Annotated in this window: 15 protein-coding genes; 7 read left to right on the top strand and 8 right to left on the bottom strand. The window is 70.2% G+C overall.

Annotation, left to right across the window (positions count from 1 at the left end; translation table 11 throughout):
* Window positions 1-3: 3 nt before the first annotated feature.
* Entirely contained in the window at window positions 4-867 is an 864-nt protein-coding gene (locus ACFT32_RS07270) for a helix-turn-helix domain-containing protein (protein ID WP_382486699.1), read from the bottom strand.
* Between the two features lie 253 nt (window positions 868-1120).
* Here ACFT32_RS07270 and ACFT32_RS07265 point away from each other — a divergent pair, with 253 nt between their 5' ends.
* Window positions 1121-1546, top strand: coding sequence for a hypothetical protein (locus ACFT32_RS07265; RefSeq protein WP_382486697.1), 426 nt, complete (start codon window positions 1121-1123; stop codon window positions 1544-1546).
* Here the strand turns inward: ACFT32_RS07265 and ACFT32_RS07260 are convergent.
* On the bottom strand, window positions 1528-2343 hold the full coding sequence (locus ACFT32_RS07260; RefSeq protein ID WP_382486695.1) for a helix-turn-helix domain-containing protein: 816 nt from the start codon (window positions 2341-2343) through the stop codon (window positions 1528-1530). The genes ACFT32_RS07265 and ACFT32_RS07260 overlap by 19 nt on opposite strands.
* Window positions 2344-2472: 129 nt before the next feature.
* Between ACFT32_RS07260 and ACFT32_RS07255 the strand changes: the two genes are divergently transcribed.
* Both ACFT32_RS07255 and ACFT32_RS07250 read left to right on the top strand, forming a co-directional pair.
* A complete protein-coding gene (locus ACFT32_RS07255) occupies window positions 2473-2778 on the top strand; it encodes a 4a-hydroxytetrahydrobiopterin dehydratase (protein WP_382486693.1) in 306 nt (101 codons plus the stop codon).
* A 4-nt stretch (window positions 2779-2782) separates the two neighbouring features.
* Window positions 2783-3541, top strand: coding sequence for a class I SAM-dependent methyltransferase (locus tag ACFT32_RS07250; protein WP_382486691.1), 759 nt, complete (start codon window positions 2783-2785; stop codon window positions 3539-3541).
* On the opposite strand, the gene ACFT32_RS07245 is transcribed toward ACFT32_RS07250, so the two are convergent.
* The gene (locus ACFT32_RS07245) at window positions 3510-3983 is read right to left on the bottom strand and encodes a hypothetical protein (protein ID WP_382486689.1); all 474 of its coding nucleotides are present in this window, start codon (window positions 3981-3983) and stop codon (window positions 3510-3512) included. The two genes, ACFT32_RS07250 and ACFT32_RS07245, sit on opposite strands and share 32 nt — an antisense overlap.
* Window positions 3980-4459, bottom strand: coding sequence for a hypothetical protein (locus ACFT32_RS07240; RefSeq protein WP_382486687.1), 480 nt, complete (start codon window positions 4457-4459; stop codon window positions 3980-3982). Before ACFT32_RS07240 ends, ACFT32_RS07245 begins: the two co-directional genes overlap by 4 nt.
* Window positions 4460-4498: 39 nt before the next feature.
* On the opposite strand from ACFT32_RS07240, the gene ACFT32_RS07235 reads away from it, so the two are divergent.
* A complete protein-coding gene (locus ACFT32_RS07235) occupies window positions 4499-5467 on the top strand; it encodes a helix-turn-helix transcriptional regulator (protein ID WP_382486685.1) in 969 nt (322 codons plus the stop codon).
* 38 nt (window positions 5468-5505) lie between these two features.
* Window positions 5506-7380: a rhamnogalacturonan lyase gene (locus tag ACFT32_RS07230; RefSeq protein WP_382486683.1), complete on the top strand. Its 1875-nt coding sequence runs from the start codon at window positions 5506-5508 to the stop codon at window positions 7378-7380.
* 61 nt (window positions 7381-7441) lie between these two features.
* Here the strand turns inward: ACFT32_RS07230 and ACFT32_RS07225 are convergent, their stop codons facing one another.
* Window positions 7442-10096 (bottom strand): cellulose binding domain-containing protein, encoded by a 2655-nt coding sequence (locus tag ACFT32_RS07225; protein WP_382486681.1) that lies wholly within the window; start codon window positions 10094-10096, stop codon window positions 7442-7444.
* Window positions 10097-10309: 213 nt separating this feature from the next.
* The gene (locus ACFT32_RS07220) at window positions 10310-13228 is read right to left on the bottom strand and encodes a glycoside hydrolase family 48 protein (protein ID WP_382486679.1); all 2919 of its coding nucleotides are present in this window, start codon (window positions 13226-13228) and stop codon (window positions 10310-10312) included.
* Between the two features lie 408 nt (window positions 13229-13636).
* On the opposite strand from ACFT32_RS07220, the gene ACFT32_RS07215 reads away from it, so the two are divergent.
* Window positions 13637-15358: a glycoside hydrolase family 6 protein gene (locus tag ACFT32_RS07215; RefSeq protein ID WP_382486678.1), complete on the top strand. Its 1722-nt coding sequence runs from the start codon at window positions 13637-13639 to the stop codon at window positions 15356-15358.
* Between the two features lie 137 nt (window positions 15359-15495).
* A complete protein-coding gene (locus tag ACFT32_RS07210; RefSeq protein ID WP_382486676.1) occupies window positions 15496-16401 on the top strand; it encodes a class I SAM-dependent methyltransferase in 906 nt (301 codons plus the stop codon).
* 88 nt (window positions 16402-16489) lie between these two features.
* On the opposite strand, the gene ACFT32_RS07205 is transcribed toward ACFT32_RS07210, so the two are convergent.
* Complete coding sequence (locus ACFT32_RS07205) at window positions 16490-17281, bottom strand: aldo/keto reductase (RefSeq protein ID WP_382487084.1); 792 nt, start codon at window positions 17279-17281, stop codon at window positions 16490-16492.
* A 159-nt stretch (window positions 17282-17440) separates the two neighbouring features.
* Complete coding sequence (locus ACFT32_RS07200; protein WP_382486674.1) at window positions 17441-19267, bottom strand: AMP-dependent synthetase/ligase; 1827 nt, start codon at window positions 19265-19267, stop codon at window positions 17441-17443.
* Window positions 19268-19421 lie beyond the last annotated feature (154 nt).

The following is a 19421-nucleotide window of genomic DNA, read 5'->3' as shown; positions in this document are numbered from 1 at the left end:
GGGTCAGAAGCCCTCGCGGAACTCCCGCAGGAGCGCCTCCGTGCGCTGTGCCGAGCCCGCCCGGGCCGTCATGTGGTCCAGGACCTCCAGATGCGCGGAGACCTCCTTGCGGGAGTCCAGGTACAGCGCGCCCGTCAGATACTCGGTGAAGACCATGTCGGGCAGCTCCGGCTCGGCGAACCGGAACAGCGAGAACGGGGCGTACGTCCCCGGATGCGGGCCGTCCTTGAACTCGGCGATCTGGAGCGTGACCCGGTCGCGCGCGGCGTACTCCAGCAGCTTGTCCAGCTGGTCGCGCATCACCCGGCCGTCGACGCTCACCGGGCGGCGCAGCACCGTCTCGTCCATGATCACCCACAGGTGCGGAGGGTTCTCGCGGTCCAGGAGCCGCTGCCGCTCCATGCGCAGCGACACATGCCGCTCCACCGCCTCCGGTCCCGCGTTCGCGATGGTGCCGGCCTCCAGCACCGCACGCGCGTACCCCTCGGTCTGCAGCAGCCCCGGCACGAAGTGCGGCTCGTACGAGCGGATGATCCTGGCGGCGCCCTCCAGGCTCACGTACAGGCTGAACCACTCAGGCAGCACATCGTGGAACCGCTGCCACCAGCCCGGCCGGTTCGCCTCCTCGGCGAGGCCGACGAACGCGCTCACCTCGTCCTCGGGCACGCCGTACGCGGTCAGCAGGATCTGCACGTACGGGATCTTCAGCGCGACGTCGGCGGTCTCCATCCGCCGGACGGTCGCGGGGGCGACACGCAGCACCCGGGCGGCCTCGTCACGACCGATGCCCGCCGCCTCGCGCAGCTCCTGGAGCCGCTTGCCCAGCACCACCTGGCCCACGGTCGGTGCGGCCCGCCGTTCACTCACGCCACGCCTCCCCAACGCGCCCAAGCCCGCGCTCAGTCTGTCACGTTCCGCTGACGGTCTCACAGGGCCGGCGGTGAGGAGATCACGGGAGCGGACGTGTCGCAGTGGCATTACCCCGCGGGTAATCGACCGGTCGCCGCCGGACCGGGATCGTGAAGGTACCGGGCCCCGGGCCGGCGCACTCCGGCCCGGGACCCGGCCCCCAGCCGCACCACGACCAGCCGCACCATGACCCGACGGAGGGTGATGCCCCATGTCCGCGATCCAGCTCGCCGCACTCGCCCGGACCTCCGAGCCGCAGTCGATGCTCCGCCGCTTCCTGGCCCTGGACGCCCTGGTGACCGGCGCCAACGCCCTCGCCTACCTCGCGTTCCCCGGCCCGCTCGGACGCTTCCTCGGTGTCGACTCCACGCTGCTGCTCGCACTGGGCGCGTTCCTCGCCGTCTACGCGGCGGGCGTCGGCCTGCTGGCCTCCCGCCGACGGCCGCCGGCGCTCGGCGTGCGGGCCGTCGTCGAGGCCAATCTCGCCTGGACGGCGGTGAGCCTCGCGGCCTTGGCGCTGTGGCTCACGCCGAGCACGCCGGGCGCCGTGTGGACGGTGCTCCAGGCGCTGACCGTGGCCGGGTTCGCCGTCCTCCAGCACACGGCGCTGAAGGCACGTCAGGACAGCAGCGCCTGAAGGTACTTGGCCGTCGCCGGGTCGGCCGGCAGCAGTGTCTCGATGGCCAGCTCGGCGACGGTCACGTCCATCGGGGTGTTGAACGTGGAGATCGAGGAGATGAACGACAGCGTCCGCCCCTCGTGCTCGATCCGCAGCGGCAGCGCGAAGTACGGCACCGGGTCCGAAGGCTCCTCGGACCCGGCCTCCGCTTCCTCCTCCGGCACCGGATACGCCGCCACCTCCTCGTACAGCTCCCGAAGCGGCTCGGAGCGGTGCAGCGCGATCTGCCGCTCCATCTGCTCCAGCAGGTGACCGCGCCAGGCGCGCAGATTGCGGATGCGGGGGGCCAGCCCCTGTGGGTGCAGGGCGAGCCGCATCGCGTTCAGCGGCGGCTCGAGCAGGGACGCGCAGACCCCGTCGACCAGCGTCATGATCCCCCGGTTGGCCGCCACCACGTTGTACAGCGCGTCCACCACCAGCGCCGGATACGGCTCGTAGCCCCCGATCAGCCGCTCGATGCCCTCGCGCAGCGCGTCCAGCGCCGGGTCGTCCAGCGGGGTCTCCGGGTAGCGCGGGGCGTAACCGGCCGCCAGCAGCAGCGCGTTGCGCTCCCGCACGGGCACGTCCAGATGCTCGGCCAGCCGCAGCACCATCTCCTCGCTGGGCCGGGACCGGCCCGTCTCGACGAAGCTGATGTGCCGGGCCGAGGAGTCCGCGCGCAGGGCCAGCTCCAGCTGGCTGACCCGGCGCTGCTCCCGCCAGGCCCGCAGCAGCGGACCCACGCCCTGGTCGGTCGTGGACGGGTGAGTGGTCATGCCGGGACCGTAGTCGAGAACCGGCCGTGCCCGACAGGCGCACGCCTCTGACCAGGGTCTCGGGCGCTCCGCTGTGGCAGGCTGAGAGAAACACCGAGGACACCGGCGCAAGGGAAGGAGGCGCGGCCCATGACCGTCGAACCGCTGTCGCAGAAGGAGGTCGAGGACCGGCTGGCCGAGCTGCCGGGCTGGTCGCTCGACAAGGACCGTCTCATCCGCTCCTACCGGCTCGGCTCGCACTTCGCGGCGACGGCGATGGTCGTGCACATCGCCCAGGTCCAGGAGGAACTGAACCACCACTCCGACCTCACGCTCGGTTACAACACCGTCTCCCTGTCCGTCCACACGCACAGTGCGGGCGGCGCCGTCACCGAGAAGGACTTCGAGCTCGCCCGCAGAGTGGAGGCCTTGGCCCCCGGGCACGGGGCACACTGACCGGGTGCTCGACTACGACAAGGAAGCGGAGCGGTACGACGCCTCGCGCGGCGGCGAGCCCAGGGCGGCCGCCGCCGCTGAAGCGGTGCTGAGCCTCGTACCGAGGCAGACGCGCAGCCTGCTGGACCTCGGCTGCGGCACCGGCATAGTGACCCGCCGGCTCGCGGCCGCCCGCGACGGCATGCGGGTGACCGGCGTGGACCTCGCCCTCGCGATGGCCCGGCAGGCGGCTGCCCGGCTGCCCGGTGCGGTCGTGCTCGCCGACAGCAGGCGGCTGCCCTTCCGGGACGGGGAGTTCGACGCCGTCAGCAGCGTGTGGCTGCTGCACCTGGCCGCCGGCCCCGCCGAGGTGGGGACCATCGTCGGCGAGTGCGCCCGGGTGCTGCGCCCCGGCGGGGTCTACGTCACCACGGTCGACAAGGCCGCCTCCCACAACGTGGGCAGTGACATCGATGTCGTCCTGTCCTCCCGTCCGCCCAGCCCGTTCCGGGACGGAGCGGCGGACGTCCTGTCCCGCGCCGCCGGACACGGCCTGGTCCCGGCCGGGCAGGCCTGTTTCCGGGGCCACGGGCAGGGCCGCAGCCCCCGGCGCACGGTGGCCGACCTCAGACGCGGCTGGTTCGTCACGCTGCCGCCCGGCGACCCGCTCGCCGACGGCTTCGCCACCCGGCTGGCGGAACTCCCCGACCAGGACCGGCCCCGCCCCGACCCGGTCTTCACACTCCGGGCCTTCAGGAAGCCGACGGATCCTCCGGCCGGGTGAAGTCCATGATCCAGTTGGTCACCCAGGTCCGGCCGTCCACGGAGAACGCCTGCTCCCAGCGGGCGGCGGTGTCACGCACCCCCGACCACACGAACCGCACCAGCACGTCCTTGCCGTCGTACGTGTCGCTGCCGGTGAACTCGCCGCGGTCGCCCTCGAAGTGACCGAAGACGGGCGGGAAGAGGGTGCCGGTGCGGCTGGAGGCCCAGTTCAGCGACCACAGCTCGGTGACCGGGTCGAACAGCCGCAGGGTGGCGCCCTTCGAGCCCAGATGCGGCATGTCGATCTCGTCGATGTTGGCGGCCCCGTCGAACAGCGGCCGGCAGTGGCTCGTGCCCGTGAACTCCTCCCATCCGCCGTCCGGGTCGAGGAAGTCGGTGCGCCGGCGGTGCAGGACCCGCCAGTCGCCGTGGAAGAAGTCGAAGTCGTGCGGGCTGCTCATGGGCGGTCTCCAGTGGTTCCCCCGGGCAGGGAGTCGGCGAGGTAGGCGTCGAGGTCGGGGGTGGCGGGGGCGAGCATGTGGCGCACCCAGGCGTCGCGTTCGTGCAGGATCGGCGGCAGCTCCCAGACACAGCCGATCCATGGCTTGCCGGTCTGGACGAAGTGGGTGGGGTCGTCGTCCGGGCAGCCGAGGACGGGCTGGCCCGCCGCCGCGCCCCCGAAGTGCAGGGCGTTGTCCCACACCCAGCTGTAGGCGTTGAGATAGGCGCCGTCGTCACCGCCCCGGTGCAGGACGACGAACGTCGCCGGCGCGGTGCCGTCCGGCTTCGGCAGCAGCGCGGGCAGGAAGCGGTAGGCGGTCTCCTCGACCTCGGGCGCGATGCCCGCCGGGTCGGCGGTGACGTGGTAGCGCTTGACCCACCGTCCCGCCACCTCGACGGGCGGCGGCACGGTCAGGTGTTTCTCCGTGAAGGGCATGGCGGGACGCTAAGGCCGGTTCACTGCCATCCTGTGTCAGTGAAGTCCAGCCGGCTCGTCTCGATCCTCCTGCTGCTCCAGACCCGCGGCCGGATGACCGCCGCCCAGCTCGCCGAGGAGCTGGAGGTGTCGGTGCGGACGGTGTACCGGGACGTGGAGGCCCTGGGCGCCGCCGGGATCCCGCTGTACGGCGACGCGGGCCACGCCGGCGGCTACCGCCTCCTCGACGGCTACCGCACCCGCCTCACCGGCTTCACCACCGGCGAGGCCGAAGCCCTCTTCCTCGCGGGCGCCCCCGCTGCCGCAGCCCAGCTCGGCCTCGGCTCGGTCCTGGCCGCCGCCCAGCTCAAGGTGCGTGCCGCCCTGCCGCCGGAGCTGCGTGCCCATGCCGACCGGATCAGCGGCCGCTTCCACCTGGACGCCCCCGGCTGGTACACGGACGCCGACGACACCCCGTACCTCCCGGCCGTCGCCGACGCCGTCTGGAGCTCCCGGGTGCTGCACGTCCTCTACCGCCGCTGGCGCGAGCCCACCGATGTGGAGCGCCGTCTGGAGCCGTACGGGCTGGTGCTGAAGGCGGGCCGCTGGTATGTCGTCGCCGGGCCGGGACCGCGGACCTTCCGTGTCGACCAGATCCTCGAAGTCGCCACCGGTGATGAGGAGTTCTCCCGCCCCGGCGACTTCGACCTGGCCGCGTACTGGGCGGCGTACCAGCGCGACTTCCACACCCGGCTGTACCGCGGCGAGGCGGTGGTGCGACTGGCCCCGGGGACGACGCTCACCGGCCCGGCGGGGGAGGCGGTTCGTCGCGAAGGGCGTACCGACGAGGACGGCTGGACGCGCGCGACGGTCCCCATCGAGTCCGTCGAGCACGCCCACGCCGAGTTCCTGCGCCTCGGCACGGGCATCGAGGTGCTGGCCCCGGACCAACTGCGCGCGCGCATCGCCCGCACGGTCGCCGAACTGGCCGAGCGGTACGGCAACTCCCGTGCCCCCGGCGGCGACTGAGAGGCGGAACCCGCCCGTCCTCCCAGGAGGTCCGTCACGTGAAGCACCCCCACAGGCACCGCAGACGCCGTGTTCTCCTCCCGGTGGCCGTGGCCACGGCGGCGCTCGCCGGCGCCGGCCTGACCACGTTCGCCACCGACGACGCCGCCCAGGCCGCCACCGCCCGGCAGGTCGAGAAGCTCGACCGGGGCGTGGTCAGCGTCCACACCGGCAGCGGCAACCTGGTCAGCTGGCGCTGGCTCGGCACCGACCCGGACAATGTCTCCTTCAACGTCTACCGGGCCGGTACGAAGGTCAACTCCACGCCGGTCACCGGCTCCACGAACTACTTTCACTCCGGCGCACCCGCCCAGGCCGACTACACCGTTCGCGCGGTCGTGAACGGAACGGAACAGGGCGACTCGGTGCACGCGGTCCAGTTCCGCACCGGCTACAAGGACATCCCGATCTCCCCGCCCGCCGGGGGCACCGCCCCGGGCAACTCCGCGTACACCTACGAGGCCAACGACGCCTCCCTCGGCGACCTCGACGGCGACGGCGCCCTGGACATCGTCCTGAAGTGGCAGCCCACCAACGCCAAGGACAACTCCCAGTCCGGCTACACCGGCAACACGATCGTCGACGGCATCAAGCTCGACGGCACCCGGCTGTGGCGTATCGACCTGGGCCGCAACATCCGCTCCGGCGCGCACTACACGCAGTTCCAGGTGTACGACTACGACGGCGACGGCAAGGCCGAGGTCGCCATGAAGACCGCCGACGGCACCAAGGACGGCACCGGCGCGGTCATCGGCAGCTCCTCGGCCGACCACCGCAACTCCAGCGGGTACGTGCTGGCCGGGCCCGAGTTCCTGACCATGTTCAACGGGCAGACGGGCAAGGCGATGCAGAGCGTCGACTACGTCCCGGCCCGCGGCTCCGTCTCCTCCTGGGGCGACTCCTACGGCAACCGCGTCGACCGCTTCCTCGCGGGCACGGCCTACCTCGACGGCTCACGCCCCTCCCTGATCATGGCGCGCGGCTACTACACCCGCACGGTGATCGCCGCCTGGGACTGGCGGAACGGCTCCTTCACCCGCCGCTGGACCTTCGACACCAACTCCTCCACCAACAGCGGCAAGGGCTACGACGGCCAGGGCAACCACAGCCTGTCCGTCGCGGACGTCGACGCGGACGGCAAGGACGAGATCGTCTACGGCGCCATGACCGTGGACGACAACGGCAACGGACTCTGGACCACGAAGACGGGCCACGGTGACGCCGGCCATGTCGGCGACCTGAACCCGTCCCGCGCGGGCCTGGAGTACTTCAAGGTCTCGGAGAGCACCAGCCAGCCCGGCTCCTGGATGGCCGACGCCCGCACCGGCGCGATCCTCTGGAAGACCGCCTCCGGCGCCGACAACGGCCGGGGAGTCTCCGCCGACATCCACGCGGGCAGCGCGGGCGCCGAGTCCTGGTCCGCCTCCGACACCACCCTGCGCTCGGCGACCGGCGCCTCCCTCGGCCGGGAACCCTCCAGCATCAACTTCCTGTCCTGGTGGGACGGCGACCCCGTCCGTGAACTCCTCGACGGCACCCGCATCGACAAGTACGGCACGTCGGGCGACACCCGCCTGCTGACCGGATCCGGGGTCTCCTCCAACAACGGCACGAAGTCCACGCCCGTGCTGTCCGGCGACATCCTCGGCGACTGGCGCGAGGAGGTCGTCTGGCGCACCGGCGACAACACGGCCCTGCGCGTCTACTCGACCCCGCACGAGACGAACACGAAGATCACGACCCTGCTCCACGACACGCAGTACCGCACGGCCCTGGCCTGGCAGAACACGGCCTACAACCAGCCCCCGCACCCGAGCTTCTTCCTCGGCAACGCCATGCCGACGGCTCCGCGGCCGACGGTCTACACCCCGTGAGACCCCGGTGGGTGCGCGCCCCGGGGGGAGCGCGCACTCACCGGTCACGACAGCAGGCCCGTCAGGCGACCGTGCAGGTCTGGTCACCCACCTTGAACACGGTCGGTTTCGTGTTCGCCCCCGACCGGTTCGCCGTGAAGCCGAAGCTCACCGACGAGCCCGCGGCCACGCTGGCGTTCCAGCCGGCGTTCTTCGCCGTCACCGTCGAACCCGACTGCGCGGCCTCGGCGTTCCACGCCTGGGTCAGCTTCTGCCCGTCGGTGAAGGGCCAACTCAGCGACCAGCCGTTCCATGTGCCGGTCCCGGTGTTGGTGAGCTGGACGTCCGCCTGGAAGCCGTCCGACCACTGGTTGGTGACCTTGTACGTCACCTTGCAGGCGCCCGTCGGTGTCGGGTCGGGGCCCGGCCCCGGGTCCGTGGAGCCGCCGTCGGAGCTGTCGCCGTAGACGACGCCACGGCCGTTCGTCGAGACGTAGACACGGCCGTAGACCCTCGGGTCGCCGGTGATGGCGGCGCCCGTCCAACCCCACTGGTGGGCGTCGTCGTTGATGCGCGTCCAGCTCGCCCCCTTGTCCGTGGAGCGGAAGATGCCGCGTACGCCGCCGATCTTCGCGCTCGTGTAGAGGGTTTGGTAGGTCGCGCCGGGCGCCGCCTTGCCGAAGCCGATCGTGTCGGCCTGCTCGACGTTCGAGAGCTTGGTGAAGCTCGCCCCGCCGTCCGTGGAGTGCCACAGACCGTACGCACCGTCGCTCGCGCCGCCCGCCAGCCACACATCGCCCTTCCCGCCGGGCAGGGCCTTGAAGCGGACACTGTCGCCGCTGGGCAGGCCACTCGCCGGGGACTCCTTGAACGTCGCACCCCCGTCCGTACTCACGTAGAACTTCCCGGACTTGAAGCCGTAGAAGGTCTTGGGGTCGACCCGGTCCGACTCGACGAGCGCCCCGGAGGGGATCCCGCCGGAGGCCTGCCAGGACGTGCCGAAGCCCGTCGCGTGGTGCACGCCGGCGCCCTGCGGGCTCCACACGAACCGGCTCCCGTCTGCCGCCGCCGCGACCGTGCCGCCGCCGCTGACTCCCGAAGGGTCGGTGCCCGCGAACCAGTTGGCGCCGTTGTCCGTCGAGAACGCGATGTGCGGGCCCGAGTCGAGGTTGCCGGTCCGGACGACCGTGTTCGGACTCGACTCGGCGAAGTCCAGGCTCGTGGTCGTCGTGAAGTTCGGCTGCGTGAACATCATCGACGGCACCTTGGTCAGGTCCGTGTGGCGGAAGCCGCCGACATCGCCGAGCGCGCTGAGCAGCGGGGCCCCGGACGGGGGAGAGGCGAGGTCGTTGACCGCCGTCTCCTCCAGGCCCCGCACCATCGGCTTGACGGTGAACTTCCCGCCACTGTCCCAGTTCGTGAGGTTCTCGGTGCCGTAGATCGTCGCGCCCGTCCCGTACATCATGCGAGCGGAGTCGAACGGGTCGATCTCCATCGACTCCGTCATCCAGCCCAGCTTCGGGGTCTGTTCGGGAGGCGCCGGGTTCGCACCCCACGTCAGCCACGGCGAGGACGAGACGTCCATCGTGTAGCGGTTCTCACGATTCGGGTACGACGTGTAGTCCCACGCCTTGGTCCAGGTCGCCCCGCTGTCCGTGGAGCGGAAGATCTGCGTGTCCGGCCACCAGGCGCTGTACGCCGTGGCCATGACCGTGCCCGGCTTCTGCCGGTCCACCGTCAGCCCGCTGAAGCCGTAGAACGTGTCGGCCTCCGCCACCGGGCTGATGTTCGTCCAGGTACCGGCCCCGGTCGCGTACCGCCACAGCCGGCCCTTGCCGCCGTCGTACGGGCCGCCCTTGTCGCTGTAGGCGACGTAGAGGTGGCCGTTCTTCGCGTCCAGGACGCCCTTGTGCGCCAGCTGGCCCGTCGGCTGCCCGGCCAGCCGCTGCCAGGTCGCGCCCGCGTCCGTCGAGCGGTACACCGCGTTCTCCGCGTCGGCGACCCCGACGTACAGCGTCTTCGTGGCGCTGCCCGAGGTGCCCGTGGACTCGTCGAAGGTGACCCAGACGATGCCCTGGTTGTCGGACGCGTAGCCGGACGTGTCGCTCGGATCCTGCACGTAGTTGCCGACGTTCGGGAAGTTCGTCACCTGCGACCACGTCACGCCCGAGTCCGTCGACCGCCACAGCCCCTTGCCGCTGGGCGCGCCCAGGTACAGCACGCTGTTCCGGTTCGGGTCGATCGCCAGCCGCTCGCCCATGCCCCGCCCCGGCATGTTGCCGCCCAGCTTGAACGGCAGATTCGTCTTCTGCCAGCTCGCGCCCCGGTTCGATGACCGCATGACCGCGCCGTTCTTCGGGTCCCAGCTGTTGGTGTACGTCCCGACCGCCGCGTACACCCGGTTCGGATCGACGGAGTCGGACGCGATGCTGACGACACCCGTGTGCCCCCAGTCGTCCCACCCGACCGAGTCCAGCAACGGCGTCCAGCTCTTCGACGACTCCTGCCAGCGGTACGCGCCGCCGATGTCGGTACGGGCGTAGGCGAGGTTCTTCTCGGAGCGGTTGAAGACGATCCCGGGGACGAATCCGCCCCCGTCGATCCGGGCGTTCTTCCAGGTGTACGTGTCCGCGGCGAGCTTCGTCGACGGCGGATCGGCGGCCAGGGCGGTGGGGGCACCCGACAGCAGCCCGGCCGCCAGCGCGAGCACGGCGGTGAGGATACGGGTTCTTCGCACGGTGGGGGTCCTTCCGTGAGGGAACGTGCGAGAGCCGGGCGGTCCCCAGTGCGGGTGGGCACCGCCCGGCCGTTCGGCCTCGCCGTCAGGTGACGAGACCACGAACGCAGAGCTTCGGACGCACCTGTCTTTCAGGGGCGCGGGGAACTGCGCGACCAGCCACCTACGGCACGCAGATCACCACCGCACCACCCGCGGAGCGCCCGGCGGGGGCTATTCGAGAAGCTCCGCGTACGAGCCCATGGCAAGCGCGATATCCGCCTGAGCCCAGAACCGGTGATACGTGAACGACGGAACCGCACCGCCCGCCAGATAACTCTCGATCTTCGACCACGCGGGATCGTCCTCGTAGAAGGACCGGATCGAGTCGAACGTCGACGACGAGTTGATCGCGTCACCGTTCGGCATCGTGCCCGTCCACCCACTGGGGATGTACACCGCGTCGTCGAACCGGTTGTAGTCGGCCCGGTTCTCCGGAACGGCGATCCCGAGCGCGTCCTGGTGGTTGTCCCACATCCCGTCCAGCAGCTTCTTCGCCGCCGCGCCGGCCTCCGTGTCACCCGAGCGGTCGGCGTAGTACGTCAGGGTCTTGGCGTACGAGGCCGCCACACCGACATCGTTCGTGTAGTCGGCGACGGTGACCCGCAATCCGCTGTTGGAACCCGGGCTGGAGGCGTTCCAGGTGTCGGGCTGGCCCGACCACTGCAGCGTCGAAGGGATCCGGAACGTGCCGTCCGGGTTGAACGTGGTCTTGGACAGCGCCCAGTCGACCCACTTGTCGAGGACCGTCTTGGCCTGCGCGTTCCCCGTCTGCTGGTACAGCTCGGCGACCCGCTCCATGGACCACGCCTGGAAGCCGAACCACTGGTTGGACGGCGGGTCGTGGTACACGGGCTTCTCGTCGTAGTACATGCCGTAGAACGTCGACTTCCCGGCGGGCGGGGTCGCGTACCGGCCCGCCCAGCTGTTGGTCGCGCCGCCGGCGATCGCACCCTCGCTCGACTGCAGCCAGCGGTAGAACTCCAGCTGCCGCTCCATGGACTTGGACCAGTCGGCCGCGCCCGTGGCCGACTTGGGCTTCAGCGGGGCGTAGTTGCCGAGCGCGTAGGCCGCGAGGGGGTTCTGGTAGCCGCCGTGGGCGTGGCTGGAGCCGATGCGCCAGGCCCAGCCGGCCGAGGTGTCGGTGGCGCCGCCCCAGGCGTAGTACCAGGACATCAGATAGTGCGAGGCGTCCTTGCCGGTGCCCGCCGGGCAGGACGAGGGCCCGACACAGTTGCCGATCTTCTTGAAGTACTTGTCGAACATGGAGTAGCGCAGATAGTCGCCCATCTTGGCGGCCTTGCCGACCGTCGCGGAGACGTCCCCGCCCTTGCCCTGCTCCTTCGCCCACAGGTCCGCCCAGTAGGCGGCCTGCACGGCCCGGGCGTCGGCGTCCGGCGCGTTGGTGAACTTCCACTGCTTGGCGTAGGAGGCGTCACCGGTGAACAGGTCCAGATAGCCGTTCTTGCCGCCGTACTTGAAGGCGTCACAGGTCGGCTGCGGCACCGTCTCCCACACCGACTCCTGCGAGCCGCGCTGGAAGGTGTTGATGTACGACGGGCCGGTGTCCGACGGGCCCGCCTCGCACTTGCCGGGCGAGTTGCCGTAGCCGTAGACGTTGTCGACGTCCTGCAGCCAGTGCATGCCGTAGACGTCGTCCGTGCCGTAGGCGCTCTTCAGCTCGGCCGCGATCGGGTCCCGGCCGACCGAGGCGCCGGTGTCGAGCTTGGCCGGGTACTCGTTCGGGGTGTCCAGCTCGGGCGCGTAGGTCGCCGGCTTGGACGCGTTGTAGAAGGAGTTGGTCGGCTGGTCGGCGCGGGTGGGGATCATGTACTTCTCCATGAGGTCCCACGCGCCGTTGAACTTGGCCCAGTCGCCGGTCACCTTGCCGTACATGGCCTGGAGCCACAGGAGGTAGCTGTACGCCTCCGAGGTGGTCTCGTGGCCGTGGTCCGGCGCCTCGACGATCAGCGTCTCGACCGAGTGGTAGGGGATGCCCTCGGGGGAGAAGTAGCCGTTCGCCGGGTTGGTGATCTTCCCGTAGAGCTCCAGGAAGCGGGCGTCGTAGACCTTCGCCGCCGCCAGCTGGGTCACCGTGACCGCGGCCTTGGCATGCCCCGCGGCCGTCGACTCGAAGACCGCCGAGCCGGTGCCGGAGTCGGCCGCGGTGACGGTCACCTTCTGCGCGGTGTTCCAGTTCTGCGGGGTGAAGGTGAGCGAAGCACCGCCCGTGACCGACAGACCCGAATTGCCGCTCGCACGGGCCGATGCCACCGTCACGTTGGACGTCGGCTGCTTGGACAGCTTGACCTCGTAGGTGCCCGACTTGCCGGACTGGACGCCCAGTTGGAGCGGCGAGGCGACGACGGTGGGGCCGGAGGAGACCGTGATGCCGACCGGGGTGGAGTTCGCGGAGGCGCCCATGCTGTCGTACGCCTTCGCCACCAGCGAGTGACTGCCCACGGTCAAGTCGGAGACCGAGAGTGAGTAGGGCGCACTCGTGTCCGTGCCCAGCAGCGTGGTGTCGTCGTAGAACTCCACCTTGCTGATCGTGGCGTTGTCCGCCGCGGCCGCTGTGGCCGCCAGCGGGACCGCCTGGCCCTGGGTGTAGACGGCACCGGCGGACGGGCTGGTCAGCACGGCGATCGGCGGCTGGTGCGCGCCGGTGCAGGCGGTGCCGTTGACCGAGAAGGACGTAGGCGCGGCGTTGCCGCCGCTGTAGGTGAACTGGGCGCCGGTGGAGACGGCGGCGCCCGCGGCGACCCGCGCGTTGTGGGGGGCGTTCTTGACGGTGATGTTCTGGCCGGACTGCGACCAGGTGCCGTTCCAGCCGTTCCCCAGCTTCTGGTTGCCGGAGTAGGCGTAGGTCAGCGTCCAGCCGTCGATGGCGTCCGTGCCGCGGTTGGTGAGGGTCAGATCCGCGGTGAAGCCGGAGCCCCAGTCGTTCGTCTTGTAATCGACACTGCACTGAAGTGCGGCCGCCTGCGCGGGAGTCGACCCTGAGGAGAGCATCGTCAACGGAAGCGCGAGAGCTGCGACGGCGGCGATCCACACGCGCCGCACCGCTCCGCGTCTCCGGGGTGGGGGATGCATGGTGCTGGTTCCTCCTTGCGGCTCGGAGAAGTCAAGGCTTGAACCAGTGGGAGCGCTCCCATCGTGAGGACGGGTGTGGTATCGGTCAAGGGCCTTGAAGAGTCGAAAAGATTCGACGCCGCATGTTGAGCGAAAGTCAGCGACTCCCCTGTTCTTTGCAGACACTTGGCGCTACCTTCCTTGACACCAGTGGGAGCGATTCCATCAGTCGACGCGTCCGTCACGGCGTGCCCGGCCTGCAAGGAGTCGCTCATGCGACACCTCTCGCGTTCAGTACTTTGAGCCGCCCTCAGCGCGGTCGTCCCCGTCTGCGCGAGTGCCATGCCGGGTTCCTCGGTTCCTCATGTCCTTGTCGGAGCGCGCCCTGAACGGCTGACACCCTCACCAGCGAAAGGGAAACCCGCACTCATGAGCCGTACGAGAACTGCGTTACTGGCCGCCATGGCCCTGGTCGCCGGCGCGACCGGCACGGCGTTCGCCGTCGACCCGGACGGCGCCGGCATCGCCGCCGTCCCCTGCACCGTCGACTACAAGATCCAGAACCAGTGGAGCACCGGCTTCACCGCCGCCGTGACCGTCACCAACAACAGCGCCGCCAAGTCGTCGTGGTCGCTGAAGTGGTCCTACGCCGGCAACCAGCAGGTCACCAGCGGCTGGAACGCCAAGCTGAGCCAGAGCGGTGCCGCCGTCACCGCGGCCAACGAGAGCTACAACGCCCAGCTCGCGACCGGCGCCTCGGTCAGCTTCGGCTTCCAGGGCAGCTACAGCGGCAGCAACGCGATCCCGGCCACGTTCACCCTCGACGGCGTCACCTGCAACGTCGACGACGGCGGCAACCCGGGGCCGACCGACCCGCCGGGCCCCGGCGGCCCGTCCAACCGGGTCGACAACCCCTATGCCGGCGCCAAGGTGTACGTGAACCCGGAATGGTCGGCGAAGGCCGCAGCCGAGCCGGGCGGCAGCCGCGTCTCCAGCCAGCCGACGGGTGTCTGGCTGGACCGGATCGCCGCGATCAACGGCGCGGGCGGCAACATGGGCCTGCGCGCCCACCTCGACGAGGCGCTGCGCCAGAAGGGCTCCGGCGAGCTCGTCGTCCAGCTCGTCATCTACAACCTCCCCGGCCGTGACTGCGCCGCCCTCGCCTCCAACGGCGAGCTCGGCCCGACGGAGATCGACCGGTACAAGACGCAGTACATCGACCCGATCAAGGCGATCTTCGCCGACTCGAAGTACGCCTCGCTGCGGATCGTCACCACCGTCGAGATCGACTCGCTGCCGAACCTCGTCACCAACACCGGCAGCCGCCCGACGGCCACCCCGCAGTGCGATGTGATGAAGGCCAACGGCAACTACGTCAAGGGCGTCGGCTACGCCCTGAACAAGCTCGGCGACGTGCCGAACGTCTACAACTACGTCGACGCCGGGCACCACGGCTGGATCGGCTGGGACGACAACTTCGGTGCCTCCGCGACCCTGTTCAAGGAGGCGGCGTCCGCCGAGGGCGCGACCGTCAACGACGTCCACGGCTTCATCACCAACACGGCGAACTACAGCGCCTTGAAGGAGAACAACTTCACCATCAACGACAACGTGGCCGGCAAGTCCGTCCGCGAGTCGAAGTGGGTCGACTGGAACCGCTACGTCGACGAGCAGGGCTTCGCCCAGGGCTTCCGCAACCAGCTGGTCTCGGCGGGCTTCCCGTCCTCGATCGGCATGCTGATCGACACCTCCCGCAACGGCTGGGGCGGCTCGGCCCGGCCCAGCGGACCCGGTGCGCAGACCTCCGTCGACACCTACGTCGACGGCGGCCGCTACGACCGCCGCATCCACGTCGGCAACTGGTGCAACCAGTCAGGAGCCGGCCTCGGCGAGCGGCCCAAGGCCAGTCCGGCCGCGGGGATCGACGCCTATGTGTGGATGAAGCCGCCGGGCGAGTCCGACGGGGCGAGCAAGGAGATCGCCAACGACGAGGGCAAGGGCTTCGACCGGATGTGCGACCCGACCTACACGGGCAACCCGCGCAACGGCAACAACCTGTCCGGTTCCCTGCCGGACGCGCCGCTGTCCGGGCACTGGTTCTCCGCCCAGTTCCGGCAGCTGATGCAGAACGCGTACCCGCCGCTGTCCTGAGCGGCTGACACCCCGTCCCCACGGGTCCGCCGGGGCTTCGGCCCCGGCGGATCATTTTTGCGGGAGCGGCAACAGCGGTGGCCTTTTCCCGGTGCGTCGGCGCAGTCTGGCGGCATCCGAGGGAGAGGCTGACCACCATGGCGCACGACCACGACCACGACCACGATCACGACCGTCACGGCCCCGGCGGTCACGACCACACGCATCTCGACTGGGCCGCGATGGCTCCGAGGCTGGAGTCCCAGGCGGAGTTGTTCGCTTCCCTGTACGAGCGGGCCATGGGCTGGCTGGCGCACGAGGTGACCGAGCCGGGCCTGATCGTCGACGCGGGCAGCGGGCCGGGCGTCGTGTCGTGTCTGTTCGCCGAGACGTTCCCGGGCGCGCGGATCGTCGCGGTGGACGGCTCCGAGCCGCTGCTGGAACGGGCCCGGGCACGGGCCGAGCGGCTGGGCGTCGCCGACCGCTTCGGCACGATCGCCGGTGAACTCCCCGACGTGCTGGACCAGTTGGAATACCCGGCCGACCTGCTCTGGGCGAGCCGCAGCCTGCACCACCTCGGCGACCAGCGGGCCGCGCTCGCCGCGTTCGCGGCCCGGCTGGCGCCCGGCGGCACGCTTGCCCTCATGGAGGGGGGCCTGCCCGCCCGGTATCTGCCGCGCGACATCGGTATCGGCCGGCCCGGGCTCCAGGCGCGGCTCGACGGGCTGGAGGCGCAGTGGTTCACGCGGATGCGGACGGAGCTGCCGGGTTATGTCGCGGAGACGGAGGACTGGCCGGCCCTGCTGGCGTCGGCGGGGCTGAAGCCGGGCAGGACGCACACCTTCCTGCTGGATCTGCCAGCACCCGTCTCGGACCGCGCCCGTGAGTATGTCGTCGGCTCCCTGTCGCATCTGCGGGAGCGGATTCCGGAGGGCTTCGACGCGGACGATCTCGCCACCCTCGACCGGCTTCTCGATCCCGACGACGAGGCGGGTCTGTACCGGCGGGCGGATATGTTCGTGCTGGAGGCGCACACGGTGCACACGGCGGTCCGGGCGGTCTGAGCAGGACCCCACCCACCGTCTCCGAGAAGCACGACTGCCCGCAGCCGAGTGACAGGCTGCGGGCAGTCGTAGGGCCGAGAGAGAGGGCTCAGGCGCCGTCGAACGTCGCCGGGTCCGGGCCGATGCGACGGTCCTCGTTGAGGGCGCTGATGGCCGCCAGGTCCTCGGTGTCCAGCTCGAAGTCGAAGACCTCGATGTTCTCCTTGATCCGCGACGGCGTCACGGACTTCGGGATCACCACATTGCCCAGCTGGAGGTGCCAGCGGAGCACGACCTGGGCCGGCGTGCGGTTGTGCTTCCGGGCGATGGCCACGACCGCCGGAACCTCCAGCAGGCCCTTGCCCTGGCCGAGCGGCGACCAGGCCTCCGTGGCGATGCCCTGCTCCGCGTGGTACTCACGGGCGGCGCCCTGCTGCAGGTGCGGGTGCAGCTCGATCTGGTTCACCGCCGGGACGACCGTCGTCTCGCCGATCAGCCGCTCCAGGTGCTCGGGCAGGAAGTTGGAGACGCCGATGGCACGGATCCGGCCGTCGGCGTGCAGCTTCTCGAACGCCTTGTACGTGTCGACGTACGTGTCCCGGGCCGGCAGCGGCCAGTGGATCAGGTACAGGTCGACGAAGTCCAGGCCGAGCTTCTCCAGCGACGTGTCGAAGGCGCGCAGCGTGGAGTCGTACCCCTGGTCGGCGTTCCAGAGCTTGGTGGTGACGAAGAGCTCCTCGCGGGGGAGACCGGCGGCGGCGATGGCCTTGCCGGTGCCCTCCTCGTTGCCGTAGATCGCCGCTGTGTCGATGCTGCGGTACCCGGCCTCCAGCGCGGTCGCGACGGCCGACTCGGCCTCGTCGTCCGGCACCTGCCAGACGCCGAACCCCAGCTGGGGCATCTGGATGCCGTTGTTCAGGGTGATCTGGGGGACCTTGCTCACGAGCTCTCGATCCTTAGGTATGTGACGGGTGTACTCCCATCGTCAACGATCACGAGCCGTGATGCATTCCTGACGGGAGAATTCAGACGGGTGGCACACCATCCGTTAACAGGCGGTTCATGCCCGGTAGAGCGCCTCGACCTCGTTCTCGTACGCCTTCTCGATCGCCTTGCGCTTCAGCTTCAGGGACGGGGTCAGCAGCCCGTGCTCCTCGGTGAACGGCTGGGCCAGGATGCGGAAGGTGCGGATCGACTCGGCCTGCGAGACCAGGGTGTTGGCCGCGACCACCGCGCGCCGCACCTCCGTCTCCAGGTCCGCGTCGCGTACCAGCTCCGCCGCGGACAGCTGCGGCTTGCCCCGCATCGCCAGCCAGTGCTCCACGGCCTCCGGGTCGAGGGTCACGAGGGCGGCGATGTACGGACGGTCGTTGCCGACGACGATGCACTGGTTGACCAGCGGATGGTCCCGGACGCGTTCCTCCAGCACACCGGGGGAAACACTCTTGCCACCCGAGGTGACCAGGATCTCCTTCTTGCGGCCGGTGATGGTGAGGTAGCCGTCCTCGTCGAGCGAGCCGAGGTCGCCGGTGGCCAGCCAGCCGTCGTGCAAGGTCTCGTCCGTGGCCTTGGGGTTGTTGAGGTAGCCCTGGAAGACGTTCTGGCCGTGCAGCCAGATCTCGCCGTCGTCCGCGAGGTGCACGGTCATGCCCGGGATGGGCTGGCCGACCGTGCCGAACCGGGTGCGTCCGGGCGGGTTGGCGGTCGCGGCGGCCGTGGACTCGGTCAGGCCGTAGCCCTCGTAGATGTGCACGCCCGCCCCGGCCCAGAACAGACCGAGCCGCCGGTCCATCGCCGAGCCGCCCGACATGGCGTGCCGGATCCGGCCGCCCATCGCGGCGCGGATCTTGGAGTAGACGAGCTTGTCGAAGAGCTGGTGCTGCATGCGCAGCCCCGCCGAGGGGCCGGGCCCGATGCCCCAGGCCTTGGCCTCGACGGCGTCCGCGTACTTGATGGCGATGTCCACGGCCTTCTCGAACGGGCCGGAGCGGCCCTCCTTCTCGGCCTTGCGGCGGGACGCGTTGAACACCTTCTCGAAGATGTACGGCACGGCCAGGAAGAACGTCGGCTTGAACGCGGCCAGATCGGGCAGCAGGGCCGCCGCGTTCAGCTGCGGCTGATGGCCGAATTTCACCCCACCGCGTATCGCCGCGACCTGGACCATTCGCCCGAAGACGTGCGCGAGCGGCAGGAACAGCAGGGTGGCGGCCTCGTCCCCCCGCTTGGAGTGGAACACCGGCTCCCAGCGCTCGATGACGGTGTCCGCCTCGTACGCGAAGTTGCCGTGCGTGATGACACAGCCCTTGGGGCGTCCGGTCGTGCCCGAGGTGTAGATGATCGTGGCGATCGAGTCGGGCGTGACGGCCTGCCGGTGGCGGTGCACCACCTCGTCGTCGAGGTGCGCGCCCGCGTCGTACAGCTCCTGCACGGCGCCGGAGTCGAGCTGCCACAGACGGCGCAGCTGCGGCAGCCGGTCGATGACGGTGGCGATCGTCATCGCGTGGTCCTCGTGCTCCACGATCGCGGCCGTCACCTCGGCGTCGTACAGCATCCAGAAGCACTGCTCGGCCGAGGACGTCGGGTAGATCGGCACGACCTGGGCGCCGATGGTCCACAGCGCGTAGTCGAAGAGCGTCCACTCGTAGCGCGTACGGGACATGATCGCGACCCGGTCGCCGAACCGGATGCCGCTCGCCAGCAGGCCCTTGGCCAGGGCGAGCACCTCGTCACGGAACTCGGCGGCGGTGACATCCCGCCAGTACCCCGCGTCGTCCTTACGGCCCAGGGCGATGTACAGCGGGTCTTCCTGGGCATGCTCGAAGACCACGTCGGCCAGACCGCCCACCGGAGGTGCCAACGCCAACGGAGGGTTGGTGAACTCGCGCAAACCCCGCTCCCCGCTCCTCAGCGCTTCTGTTGAGTGACGCTCCGCACAGCGCCGTGAAAGCTACCCCACGGGGCCAGGGTGCGGGAGGGGGGTCGAAGGTGAGCAGCGCTCTCATCGGCGCTGGTCAGCGAGGGAAAAAGCGCTCACATGGGGA

Origin of the sequence: Streptomyces sp. NPDC057002 (assembly GCF_042673825.1) — a bacterium.
GTDB lineage: Bacteria > Actinomycetota > Actinomycetes > Streptomycetales > Streptomycetaceae > Streptomyces.
Note: the sequence above shows the minus strand (reverse complement) of the source record. Positions and strands in the feature narration are given on the sequence as shown.

Excerpts from the sequence above, each read along its gene's own strand:
- ACFT32_RS07265 (WP_382486697.1), top strand. The coding sequence starts at position 1,121 with ATGTCCGCGATCCAGCTCGCCGCACTCGCCCGGACCTCCGAGCCGCAG.
- ACFT32_RS07260 (WP_382486695.1), bottom strand. The coding sequence starts at position 2,343 with ATGACCACTCACCCGTCCACGACCGACCAGGGCGTGGGTCCGCTGCTG.
- ACFT32_RS07255 (WP_382486693.1), top strand. The coding sequence starts at position 2,473 with ATGACCGTCGAACCGCTGTCGCAGAAGGAGGTCGAGGACCGGCTGGCC.
- ACFT32_RS07245 (WP_382486689.1), bottom strand. The coding sequence starts at position 3,983 with ATGAGCAGCCCGCACGACTTCGACTTCTTCCACGGCGACTGGCGGGTC.
- ACFT32_RS07240 (WP_382486687.1), bottom strand. The coding sequence starts at position 4,459 with ATGCCCTTCACGGAGAAACACCTGACCGTGCCGCCGCCCGTCGAGGTG.
- ACFT32_RS07220 (WP_382486679.1), bottom strand. The coding sequence starts at position 13,228 with ATGCATCCCCCACCCCGGAGACGCGGAGCGGTGCGGCGCGTGTGGATC.
- ACFT32_RS07215 (WP_382486678.1), top strand. The coding sequence starts at position 13,637 with ATGAGCCGTACGAGAACTGCGTTACTGGCCGCCATGGCCCTGGTCGCC.
- ACFT32_RS07210 (WP_382486676.1), top strand. The coding sequence starts at position 15,496 with ATGGCGCACGACCACGACCACGACCACGATCACGACCGTCACGGCCCC.
- ACFT32_RS07205 (WP_382487084.1), bottom strand. The coding sequence starts at position 17,281 with ATGCCCCAGCTGGGGTTCGGCGTCTGGCAGGTGCCGGACGACGAGGCC.